The following is a 21,153-nucleotide window of genomic DNA, read 5'->3' as shown; positions in this document are numbered from 1 at the left end:
TTTCAAAGTGAATTTTATAAACGTTTATTAGCAGGATCTTGAACCATTCCTGGTCCTGCTGTGCTTATCCCAGATCCCACTGATCCACCTGTAAAAGAATTGATAGCATTCTTACCTGCATTACCACCAATTTGTTTAGGTATTACACCCTTCAGGGTTCTTGGGAAAAATGGCTGCTTAAAGGTTGACATTCCCTTAGTTGGGAAGCACTTCATACCAACAGCACCGCCAAAAGCATTGAATATCCCATTCATGACCATGTTTGAATCAGTTAATTGGGATGGATCGACCATTGCTGCTACTGCTGTGCTTCCAACACCAGCCCCGAAATTGACAATTGCTGTTCCTAAAAATCCAGAGCCTAATCCTAATGAAGCTGCTATTGGTGTAGCTACCACACCAACTCCACCTGTAAAAGCACCCGCAGCACCCGCTGATAAAACCCCTTTAAGAGTAGGTTCTCGTCCTTGAGACCATTCATACACAGCGTATGTACCAGCACCTACCACACCGCCTACTGCTGCACCACCAACAATTAACCATATTATTAGTCCGCTTGGATCGGTAAAATTAATGGGATTGCCTTGTACATATCTATAAAGGTTTGTATCATTTCCTTCAAACCCGATCGGATCTTTTGCCGCCCACTTACCCGCCACAGAATCATAATCCCTGAAACCAAAACGCACAAAATTCGCATCCAGTTCTATCAAACCACCAGCAAAGCTAATAGGCAATTCAAACTCTGGGTTACTATCATCAATTGCTTGACCAAAACTGTCATATTTGAGAACCTTAACAACCCGATCGCTCTTATCAAAAACTACTCGCGGTGTCCCTAACTGATCGGTAGTAACACCATACCAACTAGCACCACGCCGAATAGCCAACAAAGAACCAAAATCATCATATTCATAAACGCTCAACTTTCCCAAATCATCGCGCACTGCCGTCACCTGAAACGGATGATTAGGATTCCCATAAAGATACTGCACCGTCCCCTTTTCATCAGTCCGCGCCACCCGCCGATTCATACTATCGTAGGTATAGTTAATCGCCTTACCATCAGGCCAACTCACCTCCAACAATTCCCCAGTGGCACTGTACTTGAGCGTCATATCACCACGCTGCATTAAGAAACCATCCGCATCAAATTCGTAGGGCGTTCCATCCAACTCAATCAAACGATCTTGAGCATCATAACTGGCGGTATGCTGTTGGGTTCCTAACTGCCACTCGGTACGGTTCCCATTGTCATCATAGACATAACGCTCGACTATTTCACCGTCACACTTGACTAAAATCAATTGACCATCAAGATCGTAGGTGTAATCGTAAACATGGGTTTTACCCGTCACCGTTTCCCGCTTCTGGACAATGCGACTGAGAACGTCATAACTAAGCTGTAATTGATAGATGACTCGCCCGTTAACCAGATTTTTCCGAGAAATTACGCGACCGGAATTATCGTACTTAATGTCAACATTCATCTTGCCATCAGTAATCTGAGTCGGCGCACCAGTTGCCAGATTTCTTACTACTTGAAATTGACCATATTGGGTCAGCAACCCGTCCGCATCTCGCTTCATTTCGATTTCGGGTTCGTCATCTAACTGCATCCCGACTAGGGAAAAATTATTATCGTAACGATAGCGGTAAGTTCCATTTGCAACCCCACTCCACGCCATTTCTGTCACTAAACCGCCGTCATAAGTAAAGGTCATTTCTTGGGGTGTGTCGCCATTTGCAGGAGTGCGGACGAGTTTTGTTACCCGTTTCGACTCTTTTTCGTAGGTGACATCTACCATTGCTTCTGGGTAGGTTGCACGTTCTAAATCGCCAGATTGATTGTAAATTCCTTGGACAGTTCGACCGCTGGGAAGAGTAGAGTTTGTCAGTTGTTGTTCGGAGTCGTAGGTGCTGGAATAACCCCCCCCGCCCCCCTTGCTAAGGGGGGAGTTAGAGTTAGAGAGATTTTCTTCATCAACCAGGGGGGAGTTAGAGAGGTTTTGCTCATAGCCCCCCCTTAACAAGGGGGGGTTGGGGGGGTTCTCTTCGCTGCTGGAATACGATCCCCCCCAGCCCCCCTTAAGAAGGGGGGAGTTAGAGGGATCGATCGCAGGCGGTACATAACCCGCTTCTAAATTTCCTGGCGTATAGTTAAGGCTATGCACCGCACCATTTGGCACGATAATTTGAGTCAAGTTGCTATTAGCATCGTAAGCAAAATTGTAAGTTCTCCCACTGGGTAAAGTCGTCTGAATAATTCGCCCGACTTCATCGTAGGTGTACTGAACTTGATTGCCTTCTGCATTGCCAAGACTGCTGAGGCGACCTTGTTCATCGTAGCTGTAATTAAGAATCGTTTGATTACCCTGCATCGCACTAATTAAACGCCCGCGATTATCGTAGTTAAAACTGACAGATTCTAAGCCAGCAGTCTCAGTTTTAATGACTCTTCCCCCTTCATCTAAATTGAGAATACTACGCCGTCCTGCTGGAGATTGGTAGATAATTTGCTTGTTTTCCGCATCAAAAGTAGTAGTCGATTTGCGTCCATTGAAATCTACCGTATCGGTGAGGGAAATTAAACTCAACGGGTCATTAGGATCGGCAAGATTGCAAGACCGGGTTAATGATAAATTTGCTGTCAATCCCCCAGGTGTTTTCAGGACAGTTCGCTTTAATAAAGATGCTTGTTTGCCAAAACGCGGATCGGGTTGTTGTTCTTGGATGAAAGTGCTGCCATCAGGATAAGTAATCGTTTCTGTACCATCTTTGCCAGTCAGCGCAACGATCGCACCTGTGCCCCCACAACCTGTATTAACCTGACGTTCTTCACCTGTTGACAAGCGTTCGGTTAAATAGGTAGACTCGCGTCCCGTAGCCGTAATTTTAGCGACTGTGAAGCCATTTTTAGTGCGAGTTCGCGCCAATAAATCGAAACTGCCATCGGGTTCTTGACGGCTTTTCAAGCGTCCCAATTCGTCGTATTCAAATTGGTATAGATTGCCTTTCGGGTCGGTGAAGCTGGTTAACAAACCATGATTGGTATAGTTAAATGCGCTGCTTTCATTGGCAGGATTGGTGACGCTTTCTAAGTAGCCTTCTGGATTGAAACTCAAGTTTGTACGCTGACCGTAAGTGGCAATAATGGCAATGGGAAGACCATCGGAATTGCGCTCTATTTTGGTGATGTTGTTGTCGCCATCGGCAATAGATTTTAAATAGCCAGCATCATCGTATTCAAAGCGATAGATTAAGGCTTTAGTCAGAGTGCTAATAGTGCGGAGATGGCGACCTGTGTTGTCGAATATGTAGAGTTGACCGCCACCTTCACTGGGAATAGCTATTTCGTTAGTTTGGTTTTTGTTCGCTGCATTGTCATCCCGCCGGGGATTGTTCGCTTCGTTGTCATCCCGCCGGGGGTTAAAACCCCCGTCTAATAGCTCAAGTCCACTGAAGTGGACTGAAGAAGAAGAATTATCTTCAGTCGGTTTTAACCGACTTTCGCTATCAGACAGGGAATTAATTCCCTGGCGCGTGTTGACTGAAGAAGAAGAATTATCTTCAGTCGGTTTCAACCGACTTTCGCTATGAGACGGGGGTTTTAACCCCCGGCGGATGTTGGAATTACCGACAGAATGTACGATCGCTTCCAGATTGCAATGTGCGATCGCTTCTACATTATTTCCTCGTTGACCATTACCAAAATACAGAGTTTTTCCAACAACATCATAAGCATGGTGAACATTCAAAGTCCAACCGCCTAAACCTTGCGCGATCGCATTCCAAGTTCCCAGAGTAGTCGTTCCTTCCTTCGATTGATTGTATTGGGATTCGGGATAAATAAAAGTGGTGCGAATAGTGACGGGTTGCTTCCCTGACAATAGCTTACCTTCAGCATCTTTCCCATCCCAGACAAAGGTGTAAATTTGATTGGGTTGTGGCGGAAAAACCTGCTTAAATTCTTGTCCCGCAACCTTAATTTCCAGTTCAATCCGTTCTAAATCGGCTGCGATGTGGGAACCGCTGACGGGAATTGTGCGAGTATAAGCTGCTTGACGGCCTGAAGTGCGATCGCTGCTGTAATTCAGGCTAAATGGCGTTCCATTAATCCCTACTGCTGCACCTAAGATTTGGTTTTGAATTTCGATAAAAGAAATGGGTAACATGATTTTGTCCTCTAAATTATTGTGTGTTTGTGTGAAATTGTAGGTTGGGTTGAACGATAGTGAAACCCAACATTGATGAGTGGTTAGATGTTGGGTTTCGTTACCTCAACCCAACCTACGGTGCTGATTTTTCAGATAAACAAGAAGAAACCAAATCGCCACCTTCTCCCACCAGAACTGGGTTAAGTGGTTCTCCTTTTAGCCGATCGACCAACTTGGCAATATCAGGCCCCCACATCCCAATGATGCTGGTAATTCCAGACAACCAACCTTCAATACTGCCTTCCTTAATCGCGCCACCTATGGCTAAGCCAGTATTCCCAATTTTGCCCAGATATTCAAATACTTTGCCAGCCGTACTATTAAACACTCCAGCGAAGTTTGTACCAAGAGTGATAACAGAATTAAAAATGTTACCGATCGCGCTAAACCAATCGCCATTCTCAATTGATTTAATCCCACTATAAATCATGGTTGGTACTTTTTCCAAACTATTGAAAACTTGCAGCATCATTTTTTGAATTAAAGAAGGTGCTTGACCAATGAAACTAGAAAGCCCGGAAGTAACAGCACCCGCAACACCTCCTAAAATTTGCAAGAATCCCATAATATTGTCACCAGACATCATAGAACGAACACCATTAAAAGCACCAGCAGCAACAGATTGCAATCCTTTAATTGCTAATTGAGTGCCTTTAGTTAGTGCATTGCCCATGCCAGCGGTAACAACATTTACCCCTGCCATCACAATACTAAAAATACCACCCAACCAGTCGCCGTTGATGATTGATTGAATCGCATTAATTCCAGCACTAGCGGCCCCCAGAATTATGGAAAGTGGCTGTAGACCTGGGATGAAAAACGTAATGGCACTCAGCAAACCAATCACACCACTAACAATCCCCAATATCTTATTCCAAAAAGCCTTTTTCCGAGCCTTCCGTTCCGCAACCCGCTGCTTGATAATCTGATCCAGCATCTCCTTCGACTGCTTAGCCAAATCCTCAGAAATATCCACCGCTTGTTCCGCATAAGCAACCTTAGTCAAAGCCTCCATATACAGCGGTTCAATCACCTGCTTTTCACCCGATAATTCCTCCGCCCGCCGCAACTCTTCCAAGAATTGTTGAGAAGCACCTTGCAAATCAGTTTGGGCAGTTTGCAACAACTGAGTATCCCACTGTTCCTCTAGATCGATGCGATTTATCTCAGTTTTGTACTGCTCAATTTGCCCGATCAAACCGTCCATTGCCTTCAGCAGATTTTCCTGAATATTCGCCGCTTCTTTCCCTTGCAATGCCAGATGGATATCGCCCCGCGCTTCTGCTAACAACGCCTTCAAATCCGCTGGTAAATCAGATTGCTGCTGAGTTTCCAAATCTTTCAGCGATGCGAGAAGTCCCGCTAATTGTGTTTGCAATTGCACCGGATCGTCCGTTGCTTCGAGGGTAGTCATTCCCAGATTTCCCCGCGCCTGATTTAACGATTGCCGCAAATTATCTTCGGCTTGCAATTGCCGCAACAGTTCGATTTTGGCAACAGTTTCTGTTCTCTGACGTGCCGTTTCTAGTCTGTCTCGTTCCATCCTCGCTTGCACTGCTTCATCAATTCCCTGCTTTCGCGATTCGGCAATTTCTTGCTCTAATTGCGCTTGGGCTAAATTCAGTTTTTCGATCGTTACTAACTGAATAAAGGTTTGTTCCGTTTGTTCGCGGATGCGAGTAATGCCATCGAGACGCGCTTGAGCAATGGCTAATTCCTGTTCTTTTTTCTCCCTTTCTTCCTGGGTAGTGGCAATTTTGTCATTCAAATCGCTCAATATTTTAGCAGCCGTTTCTTGCTGTGCTTGCAGCGTTTTCATCTGTGCTTCAGCAGTTTTTCTCGCTGCTCCAAAGGCATCAGCTTGTGCTTGAGAACGGCGCTGCAACTCCCGGTTATTCAGCATTTCCTGATAGTATCGATCGGCTAAAATTCGGTCTTGAGGTTGCGCTAAACCAGGACTGCTTTTGCTACCTCGATCGCTCGCTAAGTCGCTGTAATCGCGATAGTAAATCTCTGCCGCCGTCGCCATGTCGTTGTTCTTGGCCACATCTAACAGCGCTTTCGCTTCTTTGAAACCCGCGTCAGTTGCTTGCTGCAATCGCTGCAAAATCTGGAACTCAAAGTTATTGACTTCTTGCTGCTTTTGTGCTGCTTGAATGGTGTAGTTAGCATTCGCCTGAGTAGCTTCTACTAACGCTTTCAGAATCTTTTGATTTTCCCTCGCTTGCTTGAGATGTTCGTCATTTTGTACCAACAAATCTTCCTTCAATTGTTGCAATGGTGCGGTGAGAATCTTGCTAGCAGCTTCAGCTTGTTCTGCTAACCGCTGGGCTTCGGCTAAAGCAGCGCGGGCATCTTGCAATTGTTGCTGCAAATTGCTAGTGTCGGCATCGGGGTCTTTGGTGTAGGCATCAAGTAACCTTTGTTCGGCAATAATTACCTCATTTTGTGCTGTTAACAGCGTGCGTTTTTGCGTCAGCGCGGTTTGCTGTGCGGTGAGGATGGCAGCTTTATTTGTTAGTAGCTGCAAGGTTTGTTTTAACTGTGATTCTTTGCTGTATAAATCTTGCAAACCGTCTACAGTAGCACCTTGTTTGACAAATTCGGCAATTTGATTAGCAATTGCTTGCTGTTGCTGTTTCAGGGAATCAATTAGCGCTTTCGTGCCTGCTAATTCCGGTGCTAGGGCTACACTTTGCCGCTCAACCCATTTTTCTACATCAGCAATTTCTTGCTGAGTTTCTATGGCTTGTTTGTTCAGTTCCCCGCGACGTTCCAGGATATCAGCAACAGCCGCGCGATACTCCTCAGAATTAGTATCGTAGTCTTCCCATTGTTGTTGCACTTTAGCATTTTGGGCGGCGGCGACCGCCTCGGCTTGTTCTAACTGTTGCTTCAGCGTTGGCAACAGGTTTTCTAATAATTCTAATTGAATTTTGTCACCAGGAATCGATTTGCGAGCCTCTTCTAATTGTGCAAAGAAATCGCGGGCTTCTTTAACAGGAGGTTGGGCTTGATTTGCCGCATTATTTGCGTCATTCCACTGTTTTGCCAGCGGTTCGATGCGCTCTTTTTCCTTGCGCCATTTATCGGCTTCTGCGAGATGTGCAATTCCTTGTTGCCGCAACTGGGGAAATATTTGTGAATATTGACTCCAAAGAATCCAATTATGGTCAACATGAGTAACAGTCTCCCAATGACCTTTTCCAGAGCGTCTTTTAACCCAGCGTTGCTCGTACCAGTAAGGCCCATTTTTGCGACTAACAGACCAATGATAAGCTGCTCGTTGTTCGTACCAAGCTGCTTGTGCTAAAGCTGCATAACCTTGCGCTTCGTGGGAGGCTTGTTCGGTTTTTGCTTTATCAAATAATGCTTGATTTGGATTTCGCCCTTCGACAGCATCAGCAGCCAGCAATGTATCCACCGTTGAATTTAACAATTTGGATATGTGCTGATTTGAGCTGCGTCCTTCTAAAGTTGCCCCTTGCAACAAATTAATCGCCGTACCGTTTTCAGGATGCTCTTTGAGGAATTGCGCTCTTAATTCTTTAGTAGCTGCATCTATTTCTGTCTGAGATGTTTTGGAACCTAGAATTGCCTGTATTTGTGCTTGATAATCCTTCAATTCCTGCGACTCAACACCGTAACGCATCGCAATCGGAGCAATTTCTTGCCACAACTCTTCATCCTGTTTGATGCGGAGTTGAATTTTCTCGATCGCATCCTCAGTAGAAGTAAAAGCAGTATCCAGTGCATCCGCACGATTTTCTACAACCCCAAGAGTCTTAATCCCATCCTCCAAATTCGCCTCACTCCGCTGATATGCGCCGTAGGGGTCAGCAAATTGACTGTCAATTTCAGCAATCAAAGTATCAACAGATTCAGACAATTTTTGCTGATTATCACCCAATTTTTTTGTCATCGGGTTGCCCTCTAATAGCTCTTGAGTTGTGTTGGTGACGCTATTAGTTAAATCTTGGCGAACTTGGTCAGTAAGTTGGGCATGAGCTAGCACAGTGTCATCTTTAATTGCCGCCTCAGCCGCGTTTTCGGAATTAAGCTGAGACTGCAAAGCATTGAGGCGATTTTCATTGCTTTCTAGCTTCTGGCGGATTTCTAATTCTTGCTTTTGGCGCAAGGGAAGCAGCGCTTCTGTTGCTTGTTTCAGCAATTTTTCTAAATCATCAGCAGCAGTTTGACTCGATGCTTGCAATGCTTCTAAATTGCCAAGCTGAGATTTTGATAGTTGAATCAAATTCTTCAGATATTCCTGACTCACCGGATCGATTGTATTGGCGAGTTGCTGTTCCCAATCAGCAACTAATTCATTAATGCTGTCGATTTGATTAATCAAATCTTGACCTTGACCGCGCAATTTTTCCAAATGAGTATTGACTTGCGGCTCGACTTGTGTAGCAAAGAAATCAACATCGGATTCCGAAGCTAGCATTCCCAAACCAATTAACTGACGCAGTGAGGTCGATTTTAATTGAGTTGTTTGTGCCAGTTCTGCGGCCAGATTTGCGGCCTGAGATGCTGCATTTTTGATGGTTTGAATCAGTTGATTTTCTTGAATTTGCAGTGGTTGCAAGCGCTGATTCACAGAGGCGATCGCACTTTGCACCGCATTAAACTCTGCCTCAAGTTGCGGCATCCCTCCCAGCGCTTGTAACTGGGAGTTCAGACTGGCAATTTGTGACTGTTGCTCTGCCGCTTTCTGAGTTAGTTCGTTAATTTTCTTCGCTGCTTCTTGACGGCGCTGCCACAATTTGTTCCGCTCATCTGCGATAAATGAAGCTGTTTGCAAATGACTGCGAGCGGCCGCAGCTTCGCCAGCATTGTAAGCCCAAGCACTGCCATTCCAATACCAGGTTTTTTGCCGACTTGCATCAGCCAAATTCAAGAAAGAGCGTTCCGCTGCTGCGAGTCCAGCATCGTTATCGATCGCACTTTGAATCACTAAATTTTGGTTTCCGATTTGCAGATTGGTAAAAGCGAGGGCTTGTTGAGTACCGGCAAGAGATGTTTGGAGCGATCGCCCTTTTTGCAAATTCTCTTGAACTGGCTTTAATTGTGACTGCAAATCTGCCAATAGTTGCCTGTCTGCTGATCCAGCTTGACGAGTAGCTAATAAAGATTCAGTGGCAGTTACTTGAGTTTGATTTGCTTGCTGCCATGCGTTCCAATCCTGCTGATACTTAGTTTGTAAAACACCAGTACGATTGAGAACATCGAGACGACTTTGCAGGCGATCGACTTCACCTTCAACTTGCTCCAAGTATTGACTGGTAAGTTCAATTTCTCGATATTTGTCAATCAGTTTTTGTTCTGTATCAGCTTTTTGTTGATTCAGCTTTTCTAAATCTTTGACAAGAGTATCCCGCTGCTGTTGTTGTTGAGACAATTGGGTATTTAATCCTGATAGCTGAACTAAAAGGTTTTTGTCTGTTTCTAGTGTACCTATTTGTTGTTGAACCGTGGAAATTTGAGGCTGCAAACTGGCATTTACTTGTTGTGCATTTGAGGTAGCTAAATCTCGCTGTTGTGCAAAAGAATTAGCAGCAGCTTGATGATTATTTCGATAGACGGCTGCTTGTGGATTAGGCAATCGTCCTTCGTATCGGCCATGCAAGAGATAATGTCGATAAGCTAATGCGTGGTTCCAGCCAAAAGCCCTTGCCACATCAGGGTTATAAGCTAGATAAGCATCGGCATTAAATACATAGATCTGATTGTTCCAGTAATTAGCTGCATTTTGATTAGCTTGCCGTTGCTGTTCAAATGAGTTAGCAGCAGCAAAGGCTTGGCTGATTTGATTTTGATAGCCTTGTACCGCTGATTTTTGCTGCTGAATTGCGGCATCTGTAGAGGCGATCGCACTTGGGATATCCGTCAGTTGTGCTGCTGGGATCGATAAACTAGATTTAGTTTGGGCGATCGCACTTTCCGTACCCTGAATTTCCTTATCTTTATCGGCAATTTGTTTTTGTTTCTCTGGAATCTGTTTTTCTAAATTGGCTTTCTTCAAACCCAATTCGCGGTATTCTTTCTGGAATGCAGCCAGAGATTTCTCAGTTTGTGCTTGCTCGGTTTTCCCTTGAGTTAAGCGATTATTTAAATTATCAAAACCAGCTAAGAAATTCGCGCCACTTCCTTCGATCGATTTCAGGAATGCAATTTTAGCTTGAGGATTGAGAGATGTGGGTGCGGTTTCGAGATTTTTGATTAAGTTAGCTATTGCCAATCGTTCCGGCGAATCAGCCAAAGCCATTGCTAACTGGTCGCGCTGTAACTTTGCCCAAGTCAATTCTTGCTCTAACTTCTGCAAATAATTTCGCCAGTTGTTCAACTGTTGCTGCAAACTATCGCTAGGATTTTTCTGCAATTGATTCTGCAACTCCAGCATTGTCTTGAACGCATCCAGTTGTTCGGATTCTAACTTCTCAATTTGTTTTTCAACCGCCAACAACCTCTCGCGATAAGGCAACAAGAAACCAGCAGTTTCTAAGAAGTTTTGCAAATTCTTCGCAGCTTCAGCTTTCTCAGCTTGAATTGCCTCTAACTTAGCCTGACTTTCCTTCAACCGATTTTCGGTTAAATCTGTTAGCTGCTTTTGCGCGGGAATCTTTTCATTTTCCAGTCTTTGCAGTTCTTTTTCGGCTAAATCAATTTCTTGAAGTAGCGTTTCTAACTTTTGCCGCTGTACCGGATCGTGCAAATCCAACAAATCCTTTTCAGCTTGCAAGCGTAACGCATCCGCCGCAATTTCATAGTCAATTCCCTGTTTCAAAACAGGCCAATCTTTAATGCCAGTTTCTAACTTTCTTGCCTGTTCTTTCAGGGCGCTTGCTTGTTGCTGTGCTTGTTGCGCTAACTGTCCGTAAGCTTGCGACTCCGAAGCAGCTCGATTAGCTAATTGTTGAGCCATATCCCGCGGCCCAATATGTTCGGGATAGTGTACATTTCCATAAACTGGTTCGGTATTTTTTCCAGAACCACCTGTACGTTTAGTGCCTATTTGTTCCCGACGATTAATTTGAGAATTGTGCCAATTAGCTTGAATTTGATTTTGTTGCTGGCGCGACCCAGCAATAGCCGCTAAATTGGTATAGTTTTCAGCAATCTTTGCTTGTTCTGCGGCCTGTTGTTGCAAAAGTTGCAGCACTTTACCTGCCCGATCGAGACCTTCTTCACCGAGATTAGTTGGTCTTTCTTCTAGGAATTGAGCGTACTGATTTAAAGCACCTTCCTGCTGTGCTGCTTGCTGTGATAACTGCTGTAAATTTTGAGAATTTTGAGCAGCAATTTGGGATTGCCATTGCGATTGATTTTTCTGTTTTAACAAGTTTGGGTCATTTGCCCAACCCCAAATTTCTCGCCGGCGGCCGGATGGGCCCTTTTCTGAACCAACAGGTTGCCAGCGGGCGGGATTAATGCTGTTAGAAATTGCGCTAAATCTCGTCGCTTCTGCATTTTGAATTGCAGCTTGTTCTTGGAAATTAGAAGCAAATTCCTGTTGTTTATTTGCCGCTTCTCGCCAAGGTGCGGGATCTGTCTGCAAATTATCGCCAACATTCGCAAAAGGATTGAGCAATTTAGCTTGAGCTTTAGCCAAATCTGTCTCAGCTTTGGCAATTTGTGCTTGAATGGCTTCTAACAGTTTTTGAGTTTCTGCCTCTAAAGCCGATTTATCTTTCCCAAGTTTAGCTAATCTTTCCTCAAGTTCCTTGCGCTGTGCCAAAAGCTTTTGCAGTCGGTCGTTTTCAATCAGATAGTGACTTGTTGCCAGGGCTAATTCTTCTACTCTTTGTTGGTTGTGAGCGTCAGTAATCCCAGCCTTCGTACTAACTTCTCGATACTTATTCAAAGCATCGGCAATTTTCTGAACTGAGTCAGCTTGTAACTCAGATAAAGTGAGATACGGATTACCCAAATCTGCTAATACTTGCCACTGTTCGAGTAAATCTTGCTGGGCTTTCTCTAACTCAGAAATCGCCTTTTGAGTTGGCTCAGATGCAGCTCTTGCTAAGGTTTCAACGCGGCCTTCCCCGCTGAATAAACTTACCTGCATCCCTGGTTTTACTGGTTCTAGGGGTTTTGGTTCAAGTGACAAAGCGCGATCGATCGCACTTTTGACATCTACCAATCCCGCCCCAGTTTCTTTATCCCATCCAGGTGTATTCAAATCTGCTGCCGTATCTATCAACAATTGCTTGACTTGTGTCAAACTCAATGCAGGATTTGCCGCCCACACTAAAGAAGCTGCGGCTGTGACATAGGATGCCGATCGCGAAGTACCGACAAAAGCATTAGCATCGTTCGCCCAGGAACCCCCAGGGGCCATTAAATCGAGTCCCTCACCGTAGGCAGAATAGTCAGTTTTCGACTCAAATTGATTAACAGCACCGACAGTAATAATGTTATCAAATTGCTTGCTAGCTTGCCCCAAAGCTGACATTACACCGCCAGTATTGCCTGCGGAAACAACTAGCAAAACATTGTTTTCGCGGGCATATTTAATCGCTGCTTGTTCTTCAGGAGTCAGTTCGTAACGAGTGGTAATGCCGATATCATCTAATTGGGATAAATCGAAACTTAAATTGGCGATCGCCCGATTTTCACCATTGGCCTTCACCCCATCTACAAACCGCCTCAATTGCTCCGCCCAATCCCCGCTATTGACAGTAAAAGTATCATAATTAGCCAGAGAATTAATCGCTGAAAATGCAGAAGTAACTCGCTGAACGTGTTCTCCCTCAGTAAAATCAATAAACCCAATTTTCGGCTGCTGAGCATCAGAGGGCAGCAGAGAAATCGCCTCATCAGCATTCAACAAAAACTCATCAAATCCCGTGGAATCAGGATGGCTCAAAGCTTCTCCTAAAGACACTGAAAGCCCGAATTCCGCCGCTACTTCTGGACTTTGCAGCAATTGTTTGATAGTCGGAATATTGCTGTCACTTATGCCAAGTTTAGCCAGAGAATCTGGGTTATTAAATAGCGGGAGAGCATCGGGATATTGTTCTAATAAAGTTGCCAAGTTTTCCAGAGATTCTGCTGCTGCATCTGTACTCAAAGCGTCGCTAAAACTTTGCGAATTTTGATTGATGACTTTTGTGAAACCTGTCAGGGCAGTATTGACAGCAGCAATTGACTCCGTACTGAGATTGCTATTAGTAACTGCAAAGTTGTGAATGACAGAATTACCTGCCGCATCCGTTGCTCGAATTACGACATCTGTTACCCCCGATTGCGGCAATCCTGTCAGTTGTAAATTATTGCCCTGCAAACTAACAGCTAAAGACGGACTGTTACCCTCAACCACTTCATATTTTAAAGTGCTAGCTTCCGGGTCAACAAATACTTGAGATAGGTCGATCGTGCGCGTAGGTTGTGCGGGAGTTAATGCCACATCTGCAACGGGTTTAATCGCAGGAGGCTTATCATTAAATAGGGCTATATTTAGAATTTCCTGACCTGCTTTTGACTCCAGCCATTGAGTATTGGCATTGACATTGGCTGCGAGTTCTGGTACGTTGGCAGTCGCGCCATCGATCGCAAAAATCAAGTCATTAAAATCGCGATCGCCCCGATTTCCCGGTATATCTTCCCAACCAAAAGTATTACCATTACCAGTGAAATCAGCCAGCATTCCTTGACTATCGGGATTAGCTGCTGGAATTGAAAACAGGGGAGTTTTATCCGCCAAAAGACTGGGAGATTCCGATATCTCTTGCACGGTGCTATTAGGAACTAACATCACAGCAAATTTGGCACCAGGAGGCATTGCAAAAGTTTTGATACCTTGGTATGCACCGCTGTTAACATTTGGTTCGCCAAATTCACCGCTAAATCTCGCACCTTCCAGACGATCGCGAATCACAACATGACCCAATTCGGAACTACTTAAAGCACGTTTAACTGCTTCTTGTTTAAAAGCATCGGAATTCAGCGGATATTGCTCCATTCCCGATAAATTAACGATCGCAATTTCTCCCTCATAAAAACCGGCATCAACGAGGAAATCAAAGCTAAATTGACCTGTTTTGTCAACAGTCCATACTCCCGGTGTGAGATTCGACAGGGAGTTATTTGCAGGAATATCTAATTTTGATTGAGGAACTTCTGGAGTTGGCAGAATAACTGGATTTTCAGTTCTATCTGTTCCGGCTGTTGACTGATTTGTATTAGTTGTTGTTTGAGGTTCAGTTAAAAATGACTCAGGCACTTCGACCAAAGAAACCGGGTTTTTTACCGAATCTGTGGGCTGTGACGAAGTATTGTTATCAACAAACCCGGTTTCTGAACCCTCGTGAGTGATTTTTGTTGAAGTTGTTACTTCAGTTTTATCGACAGATTCAGCAGCAGGAGAAACAGGTGCGATCGCCTTTTTATCCTCTTCAATCTTCACCACTGGCGCTACACTTGTTTCCGAAGTAACAACTGCGGTTTTCTCGACAGATTCATTCGGAGTAGAAATAGGTGCGATCGCCTTTTTATCCTCTTCAATCTTCACCACTGGCGCTACACTTGTTTCCGAAGTAACAACTGCGGTTTTCTCGACAGATTCATTCGGAGTAGAAATAGGTGCGATCGCCTTTTTATCCTCTTCAATCTTCACCGCTGGCGCTACACTTGTTTCCGAAGTAACAACTGCGGTTTTCTCGACAGATTCATTCGGAGTAGAAATAGGTGCGATCGCCTTTTTATCCTCTTCAATCTTCACCGCTGGCGTTACAGCCTTATCTGAAGTAACAACTTCGGTTTTCGACACAGATTCAGTACCAGGAGAAATAGGTGCGATCGCCTTTTTATCCTCTTCAATCTTCACCACCGACGCTACAGTTGTCTCGGAAGATGACTGATGCGCTACGACTGAAGAAACCGGGTTTTTTACCAAATCTGTTGGCTGTGACGCAGTATTTGTTGAGAAAAACCCGGTTTCTGAACCCTCATGCGTGATTTTTGTTGAAGTTGTTACCTCGGTTTTTGACACAGATTCAACCGCAGGAGAAACTGGTGCGATCGCCTTTTTATCCTCTTCAATCTTCACCACTGGCGCTACACTTGTTTCCGAAGTAACAACTGCGGTTTTCTCGACAGATTCATTCGGAGTAGAAATAGGTGCGATCGCCTTTTTGTCCTCTTCAATCTTCACCACCGACGCTACAGTTGTCTCGGAAGATGACTGATGCGCTACGACTGAAGAAACCGGGTTTTTTACCAAATCTGTTGGCTGTGACGCAGTATCTGTCGAGAAAAACCCGGTTTCTGAGCCCTCGTGCGTGATTTTTGTTGAAGTTTTTACCTCGGTTTTTGAGACAGATTCAGCAGCAGGAGAAATAGGTGCGATCGCCTTTTTTTCCTCTTCAATCTTCACCGCTGGCGTTACAGCCTTATCTGAAGTAGCAACCTCAGTTTTATTGACAGATTCAGCAGCAGGAGAAACAGGCGCGATCGCCTTTTTTTCCTCTTCAATCTTCACCGCAGTTGTTACAGCCTTATCTGAAGTAACAACTTCTGTTTTCTCTACAGATTCAGTCGCGGGAGAAACAGGTGCGATCGCCTTTTTTTCCTCTTCAATCTTCACCGCTGGCGTTACAGCCTTATCTGAAGTAACAACTTCGGTTTTCGATACAGATTCAGTACCAGGAGAAACAGGTGCGATCGCCTTTTTATCCTCATCTTTTGAAGCACTTGCAACATCAGGAATAGGAACATCTAAAACTGAACCAGATCCATTATTATTTACAGGTTTTGCATCTTCTTTTTTCGGTTCTACCTTCAGTTCAACGTAGGGCTTAGCATAAGCAATCAAAGCCTTACCCATGTCCGTTTTGCGCCAATCTTTATCAGGATTAATCACATCATTCAAGTGAACCGCATTACCCTTCGCACCCCGTACCTGAAACACGAAGTCATTGTAATCGCGATCGCTTCCCAAATCGACTCGCATATCCTCCATTGCGAAGGTGTTTCCATCCCCTGTTACATCAGCAATTTGTCCTACCTGAAACGCCTGATTGGGGTTCGCCGTAGCCATAGAAAACAAAGGACGTTTGCTTCCTCCGATCGCCGGATTATTCAAAACTTCTTGTACAGTCCCATTCGGCACTAACATCACCCCAAATTCCTCACCCGGAGTCATCGCAAAAGTCTTAACTCCTAAGTAACTTCCTTCATTAGAATTGCCTTCTGGTAAATTACCCGTAAATTTTGCACCTTCACTCAAATCATTAATCACTACATGACCTTTTGCAGAGTTACTAAGTGCTCTCGAAGCTGTTTCTTTAATAAATTCGTCTGAACCCGGTACAAACTTCTCCATACCTTTGAGGCTGAAGATGGCTAGCTGTCCCCGAAACAAGCCACCGTCAAATACAAAATCTATGCCCACTTGACCTTTTGAATCAACCAGAAACTTCCCAGATACAAAAGGGTTATTTGCTGCTAATATCTCTGGCTTAGGCGAGATTGTATTTGTTGATTTTGGTGTTTCAATTGCGGTAACTTCAGTTTTTTCTGCAACTTTTTTGTCTGATTCAGGGCTGCTGGATGTAGAGTTTTGTTTGCTATCCTTGCTGATATCAGCGACAGTAGTGGCTGGTTGTTCTGTTGTCGATTTGTCGGATTTAATCGGTTCTGAACTCGTTGTTGGTTTGGATTCTGCGACAGAGGTATTTTGGGCGATCGCAATTTCTGTCTTAGTTTCTTTCTCAGCTAAGGTAGTCGTTGTGGTTTTCGATTCTGTGACAGAGGTATTTGGGGCGATCGCAATTTCTGTCTTAGTTTCTTTCTCAGCTAAGGTAGTCGTTGCTGGTTTGGATTCTGCGACAGAGGTATTTGGGGCGATCGCAATTTCCGACTTAGTTTCTTTTTCAGCTAAGGTAGTCGTTGCTGGTTTGGATTCTGTGACAGAGGTATTTGGGGCGATCGCAATTTCCGACTTAGTTTCTTTCTCCGCTAAGGTAGTGGGAGTTTTATCAGATGCTATCTTCTCCACACTCTGAGGATTAGTCAAGGAATCAGTTGCTGTAATACTGTCGCCTTTAATCACAACTAACTGTGCATCTTTTGTGCTTCCAGTCAGGGTATCTTTGACATCTGTACCAGGACTGGAAGATAGAGTTTTCTGACTAATACTGGTGCTGGGTGAGCCGCTTAAACCGCCTTTTAGAGTGTCCGAAACAATTAATGAATCATCTATTTTTTTGCTATTGGGTTCCGCAATCGCATTTTTTGAGTTAAGCGTGTCTGTCGAACTCAATAGCTTTTCTGGTTCAATAATCGGCTGAGTTTTGGTATCAGCTATCAAAGGACTACCGCCAATATTTTGACTGTTGCTGCTGCTTAAAGGATTGAGGATGGAATTTTTGGCTGCACTTCCCGGTAAAGTGTCAGTTATCAAAACATCGATGAGCTGGTTGCTGGAAACTTCATTTGTGGTAGCCATTGAAATTGCACTCCTAGTCTAGGATTGAGTAAAAAATGATACAATAAAATCAAATTAAGCCAAAGCCAATATTGCCAAAAATGCGATCGGCCTCTTGTTATTACTTACGGAATTCGATAGAACTTTTTCCGCAAATCTTGGAACTTTTTTTAAACGGGCGATCGCAAGATGTTTATTAGTCTCGACTTCACCCGAAAGGCCGCCAGGGAATTAATTCCCTGGCTCATAGCTAAAGTCCTCTAAAGAGGACTAATAGACATGGGTATAATTTCTGTTTTCACCTGAACGTGACCAGAATAATAGATATTTTTATGGGAAATATCTAATTAATTCTTCAGTCCTCTTCAGAGGACTTTCGCTATGAGGCGGGGGTTTAAACCCCCGCCGGACTTTCGCTATGAGGCAAAACTTTAAACCCCTGCCGGACTAAAACGAAGTGAAATATCTCAAATTAAGCAACCGTTGAATTCAAAACTTTTTGTTGCTGCTTCCGCTTCATCCGCCAACTAGAAACAACAGCACCAAAAGCTAAACTACCCAACACAGTAGTCGGTTCGGGAACAGGTTCCGCAACACGATAAGCATGGTTATCAGTCTCAAATGCAGGAGCAGTCGAAGCTAGAACTACTTTGTTGAAAGACTCGTTTTTATCAGCAAAAAAGTTCGCGTAAAAATTGCTGTTATTTACAAAAACATTGCCAGTCAACAATTTGAGAAGAGTATTGTCTTGGTAGAAAGCAATGCTATTATAATTATCCCACGAGTTCAAGTACAAACCAAAGTAATCAATTTTCTCAGTAAAGCTAATTGTGACAGGATTATTTCCTCGCCAATCGCCAAATGGTGCAACTGTAAGGTATTTCGTGTAGTCATCCCCAGGTGCAGAAAAAACAGAGGCGATATTGCCTGAAACAACAGTGGGGCCGACACCAGGAGCCGAGTAAATAGCAGGGCCAGATGTTGGCGCACCCGACTCAAAATTAATAGTTGTTGCCTCAGCTACGCTAGAGAATTGCCCTTGTCCGGGAACTGATGTACCTCCAATAGACAGCGTAATTGCACTTACTGGATTGGTAATTCCAGCCCAAACTGCTGCTCCGATCGCAATCATTGATAATTTCTTCACAGTAGCCATAGAAATGATTCTCCTGAAAAAGTAAAAAATGGCAATATTTCAGAAGGACGATCGCCCTTTCCTCCAAAAGCCCGCGCCAGCAAAGCCATACCCCAGGAAATCGCCCCCCTATTCCTACTTACGAAATCCACCCAAACTTTTTCCGCAAACCTCAAAACTTTTTTCCAAAACCCCTAAAACATAAAGTTTTGTAACAATTTCCCCAGAAATGCGTAAAAACTTCCGACGATATCCGAAATATAAATAGAGGTTTCACCAAACTGCATAAAAATGCCCAGAGGAGTGAGGAGAGCCCGATGGACGAAATACTTCGACAGCTAGCCCTAGAAGCTCAACAGCACCCAGCCGGAAGCCAAGAGCGACAGATAGCATTAACCAAATTGATAGACCAAATTTACCGTCATAACAGACTTACTCGTCCCCCCATAAATGACGATAACCTTCGTCATCTTTTTTACGAAGACATTTACAGCGAAGCCCGGTTGAAAATAGTTGAATACATCTGTCAAAACATTGACATCTATGATTCACAAAAACCAGTCATGGCTTGGGTGAATTACTTCTTTAACTTTAGATTTAGAGATGTGTGCGATCGATATAGAAGAGAAACAAGAATTCCACGTTTAGATGAATTAGAAAAATTTGAACAAGAAGAAATTGAAGATACCGAAAGACTACGGGAATTAATAGAAGAAGATCCAGACAATATTTTCCGAAATAAAACTATGAGAGGTCGTCCCGATATCACTTGGCAAGTCATAGCTTTAGCTAGATTAGATGATGAAAAATGGGAGACTATATCTCAAAAGTTTGACAAAAGCATTTCCACACTCCAAAGTTTTTTCGATCGAAATTTGCGGAATTTTTCAGATTACATTCGTAATAAATTACAGTAGGAATTGAGCGGAAGCGGAGAAATTAATGATGAGTAAAATGATTGAAACCATAACTTTCACAGTGCCACTATCCTTTGAAGCGCACGAAATCGCCCAACAGTGTGGCAAACAATCCAGTCCTAAAAAATTCAAACAAGTTTATCTCAATACCCTCGCAGTGTATGCAGTAGATTCTTACCTGCGCTGCATGGGATTTGAGACAGATTGGCCTGTTAGTGACAGTCGCAATCCATTAATGCTGAAACTGATGGATGTAGCAGATTTACACGTTAAACAAATAGGAAAAATAGAATGCTGTCCCGTCTTGCCAGATGCAGACGCTTGTGAGATTTCCTACGATGCTTGGGGAGACAGAATTGGTTATGTAGCCGTACAGTTTGACCAATCTTTGAGACAAGCAACGCTGTTAGGATTTACCAGAAAAGTAGCTAAACAAGTACCTCTGGATGAAATGAATTCCCTCGAAGATTTGCTCATATACATGAATCGAATCAAACAACTGAAACCAATTAACTTAATGAACTGGTTCGATGAAGTTTTTGATGCGGGCTGGCAAGTAATTGACGAGCTATTAAACCCAAAACAATTTCAGTTTCGCTCTTTTAGAAGCAACAACGCATTACCTATCGATCGCGGTCATAAAATAGACCTGGGAATGCAACTAGCAGAACACTCCGTAGCACTAATAGTCAGTCTCCCCCCAGAACCAGAGCTAGAAGTGAAGATTGAGATAGCAGTGCATCCAATGGGAAACCAAACTTATTTGCCACCAGGGTTAAAGTTGATGCTGATTAATGAGTCAGAGGAGCTACTTTATCAGGTAGAATCGAGAAAAGCTGACAACGTTATTAAATTTGAATTTACTCCAGATTTAAGGGAATTGTTCAGCATTAATATCGTGTTAGGAGATGCAAATATCAGGCAATCTTTTCGTTTGTAGTTTGTAGTCAGGCAGGGGGTTAAAACCCCTGCCTCAAAGCTAAAGTCCTCCTAAGAGGACTGAGAATAAAATTACATTCCTCGTTACTAGGCTTTCCTCGTTACTAGGCTTTCCTCGTTACTAGGCTTTCCTCGTTACTAGGCTTTCCTCGTTACTAGGCTTTCCTCGTTACTAGGCTCTGCCTAGTAACGGAGATCCAGAGGCTCTGCCTCTTCTTCCATCCCATGAGGCAGAGCCTCTAGATCTGCATTTCCAGGCAGAGCCTGGAAACGAGACAAACATAAGATTTACTAGGCTTTCCTCGTTACTAGGCTCTGCCTAGTAACGGAGATCCAGAGGCTCTGCCTCTTCTTCCATCCCATGAGGCAGAGCCTCTAGATCTGCATTTCCAGGCAGAGCCTGGAAACGAGACAAACATAAGATTTACTAGGCTTTCCTCGTTACTAGGCTCTGCCTAGTAACGCAGATCCAGAGGCTCTGCCTCTTCTTCCATCCCATGAGGCAGAGCCTCT

At 43.9% G+C, this 21,153-nt stretch carries 5 protein-coding genes; 2 read left to right on the top strand and 3 right to left on the bottom strand.

The genetic code is table 11. From position 1 onward, the window contains the following. Positions 1 to 14 precede the first annotated feature (14 nt). From AAFP11_RS00845 to AAFP11_RS00835, 3 genes are all read right to left on the bottom strand, one after another. Complete coding sequence (locus AAFP11_RS00845; RefSeq protein ID WP_341735299.1) at positions 15 to 4,175, bottom strand: RHS repeat-associated core domain-containing protein; 4,161 nt, start codon at positions 4,173 to 4,175, stop codon at positions 15 to 17. Positions 4,176 to 4,290: 115 nt separating this feature from the next. Next, positions 4,291 to 17,670: a DUF4114 domain-containing protein gene (locus tag AAFP11_RS00840; RefSeq protein ID WP_341735298.1), complete on the bottom strand. Its 13,380-nt coding sequence runs from the start codon at positions 17,668 to 17,670 to the stop codon at positions 4,291 to 4,293. Positions 17,671 to 18,121: 451 nt separating this feature from the next. Then, entirely contained in the window at positions 18,122 to 18,805 is a 684-nt protein-coding gene (locus tag AAFP11_RS00835; protein WP_341735297.1) for a hypothetical protein, read from the bottom strand. A 296-nt stretch (positions 18,806 to 19,101) separates the two neighbouring features. Between AAFP11_RS00835 and AAFP11_RS00830 the strand changes: the two genes are divergently transcribed. Both AAFP11_RS00830 and AAFP11_RS00825 read left to right on the top strand, forming a co-directional pair. Further along, positions 19,102 to 19,701 (top strand): hypothetical protein, encoded by a 600-nt coding sequence (locus AAFP11_RS00830; protein ID WP_341735296.1) that lies wholly within the window; start codon positions 19,102 to 19,104, stop codon positions 19,699 to 19,701. Positions 19,702 to 19,726: 25 nt separating this feature from the next. Next, positions 19,727 to 20,641, top strand: a complete 915-nt coding sequence (locus tag AAFP11_RS00825) for a DUF1822 family protein (RefSeq protein WP_341735295.1) — start codon at positions 19,727 to 19,729, stop codon at positions 20,639 to 20,641. Positions 20,642 to 21,153: the final 512 nt, after the last annotated feature.

Origin of the sequence: Microcoleus sp. CAWBG640 (assembly GCF_020883015.1) — a bacterium.
Classification (GTDB): Bacteria; Cyanobacteriota; Cyanobacteriia; order Cyanobacteriales; family Microcoleaceae; genus Microcoleus; species Microcoleus anatoxicus.
Note: the sequence above shows the minus strand (reverse complement) of the source record. Positions and strands in the feature narration are given on the sequence as shown.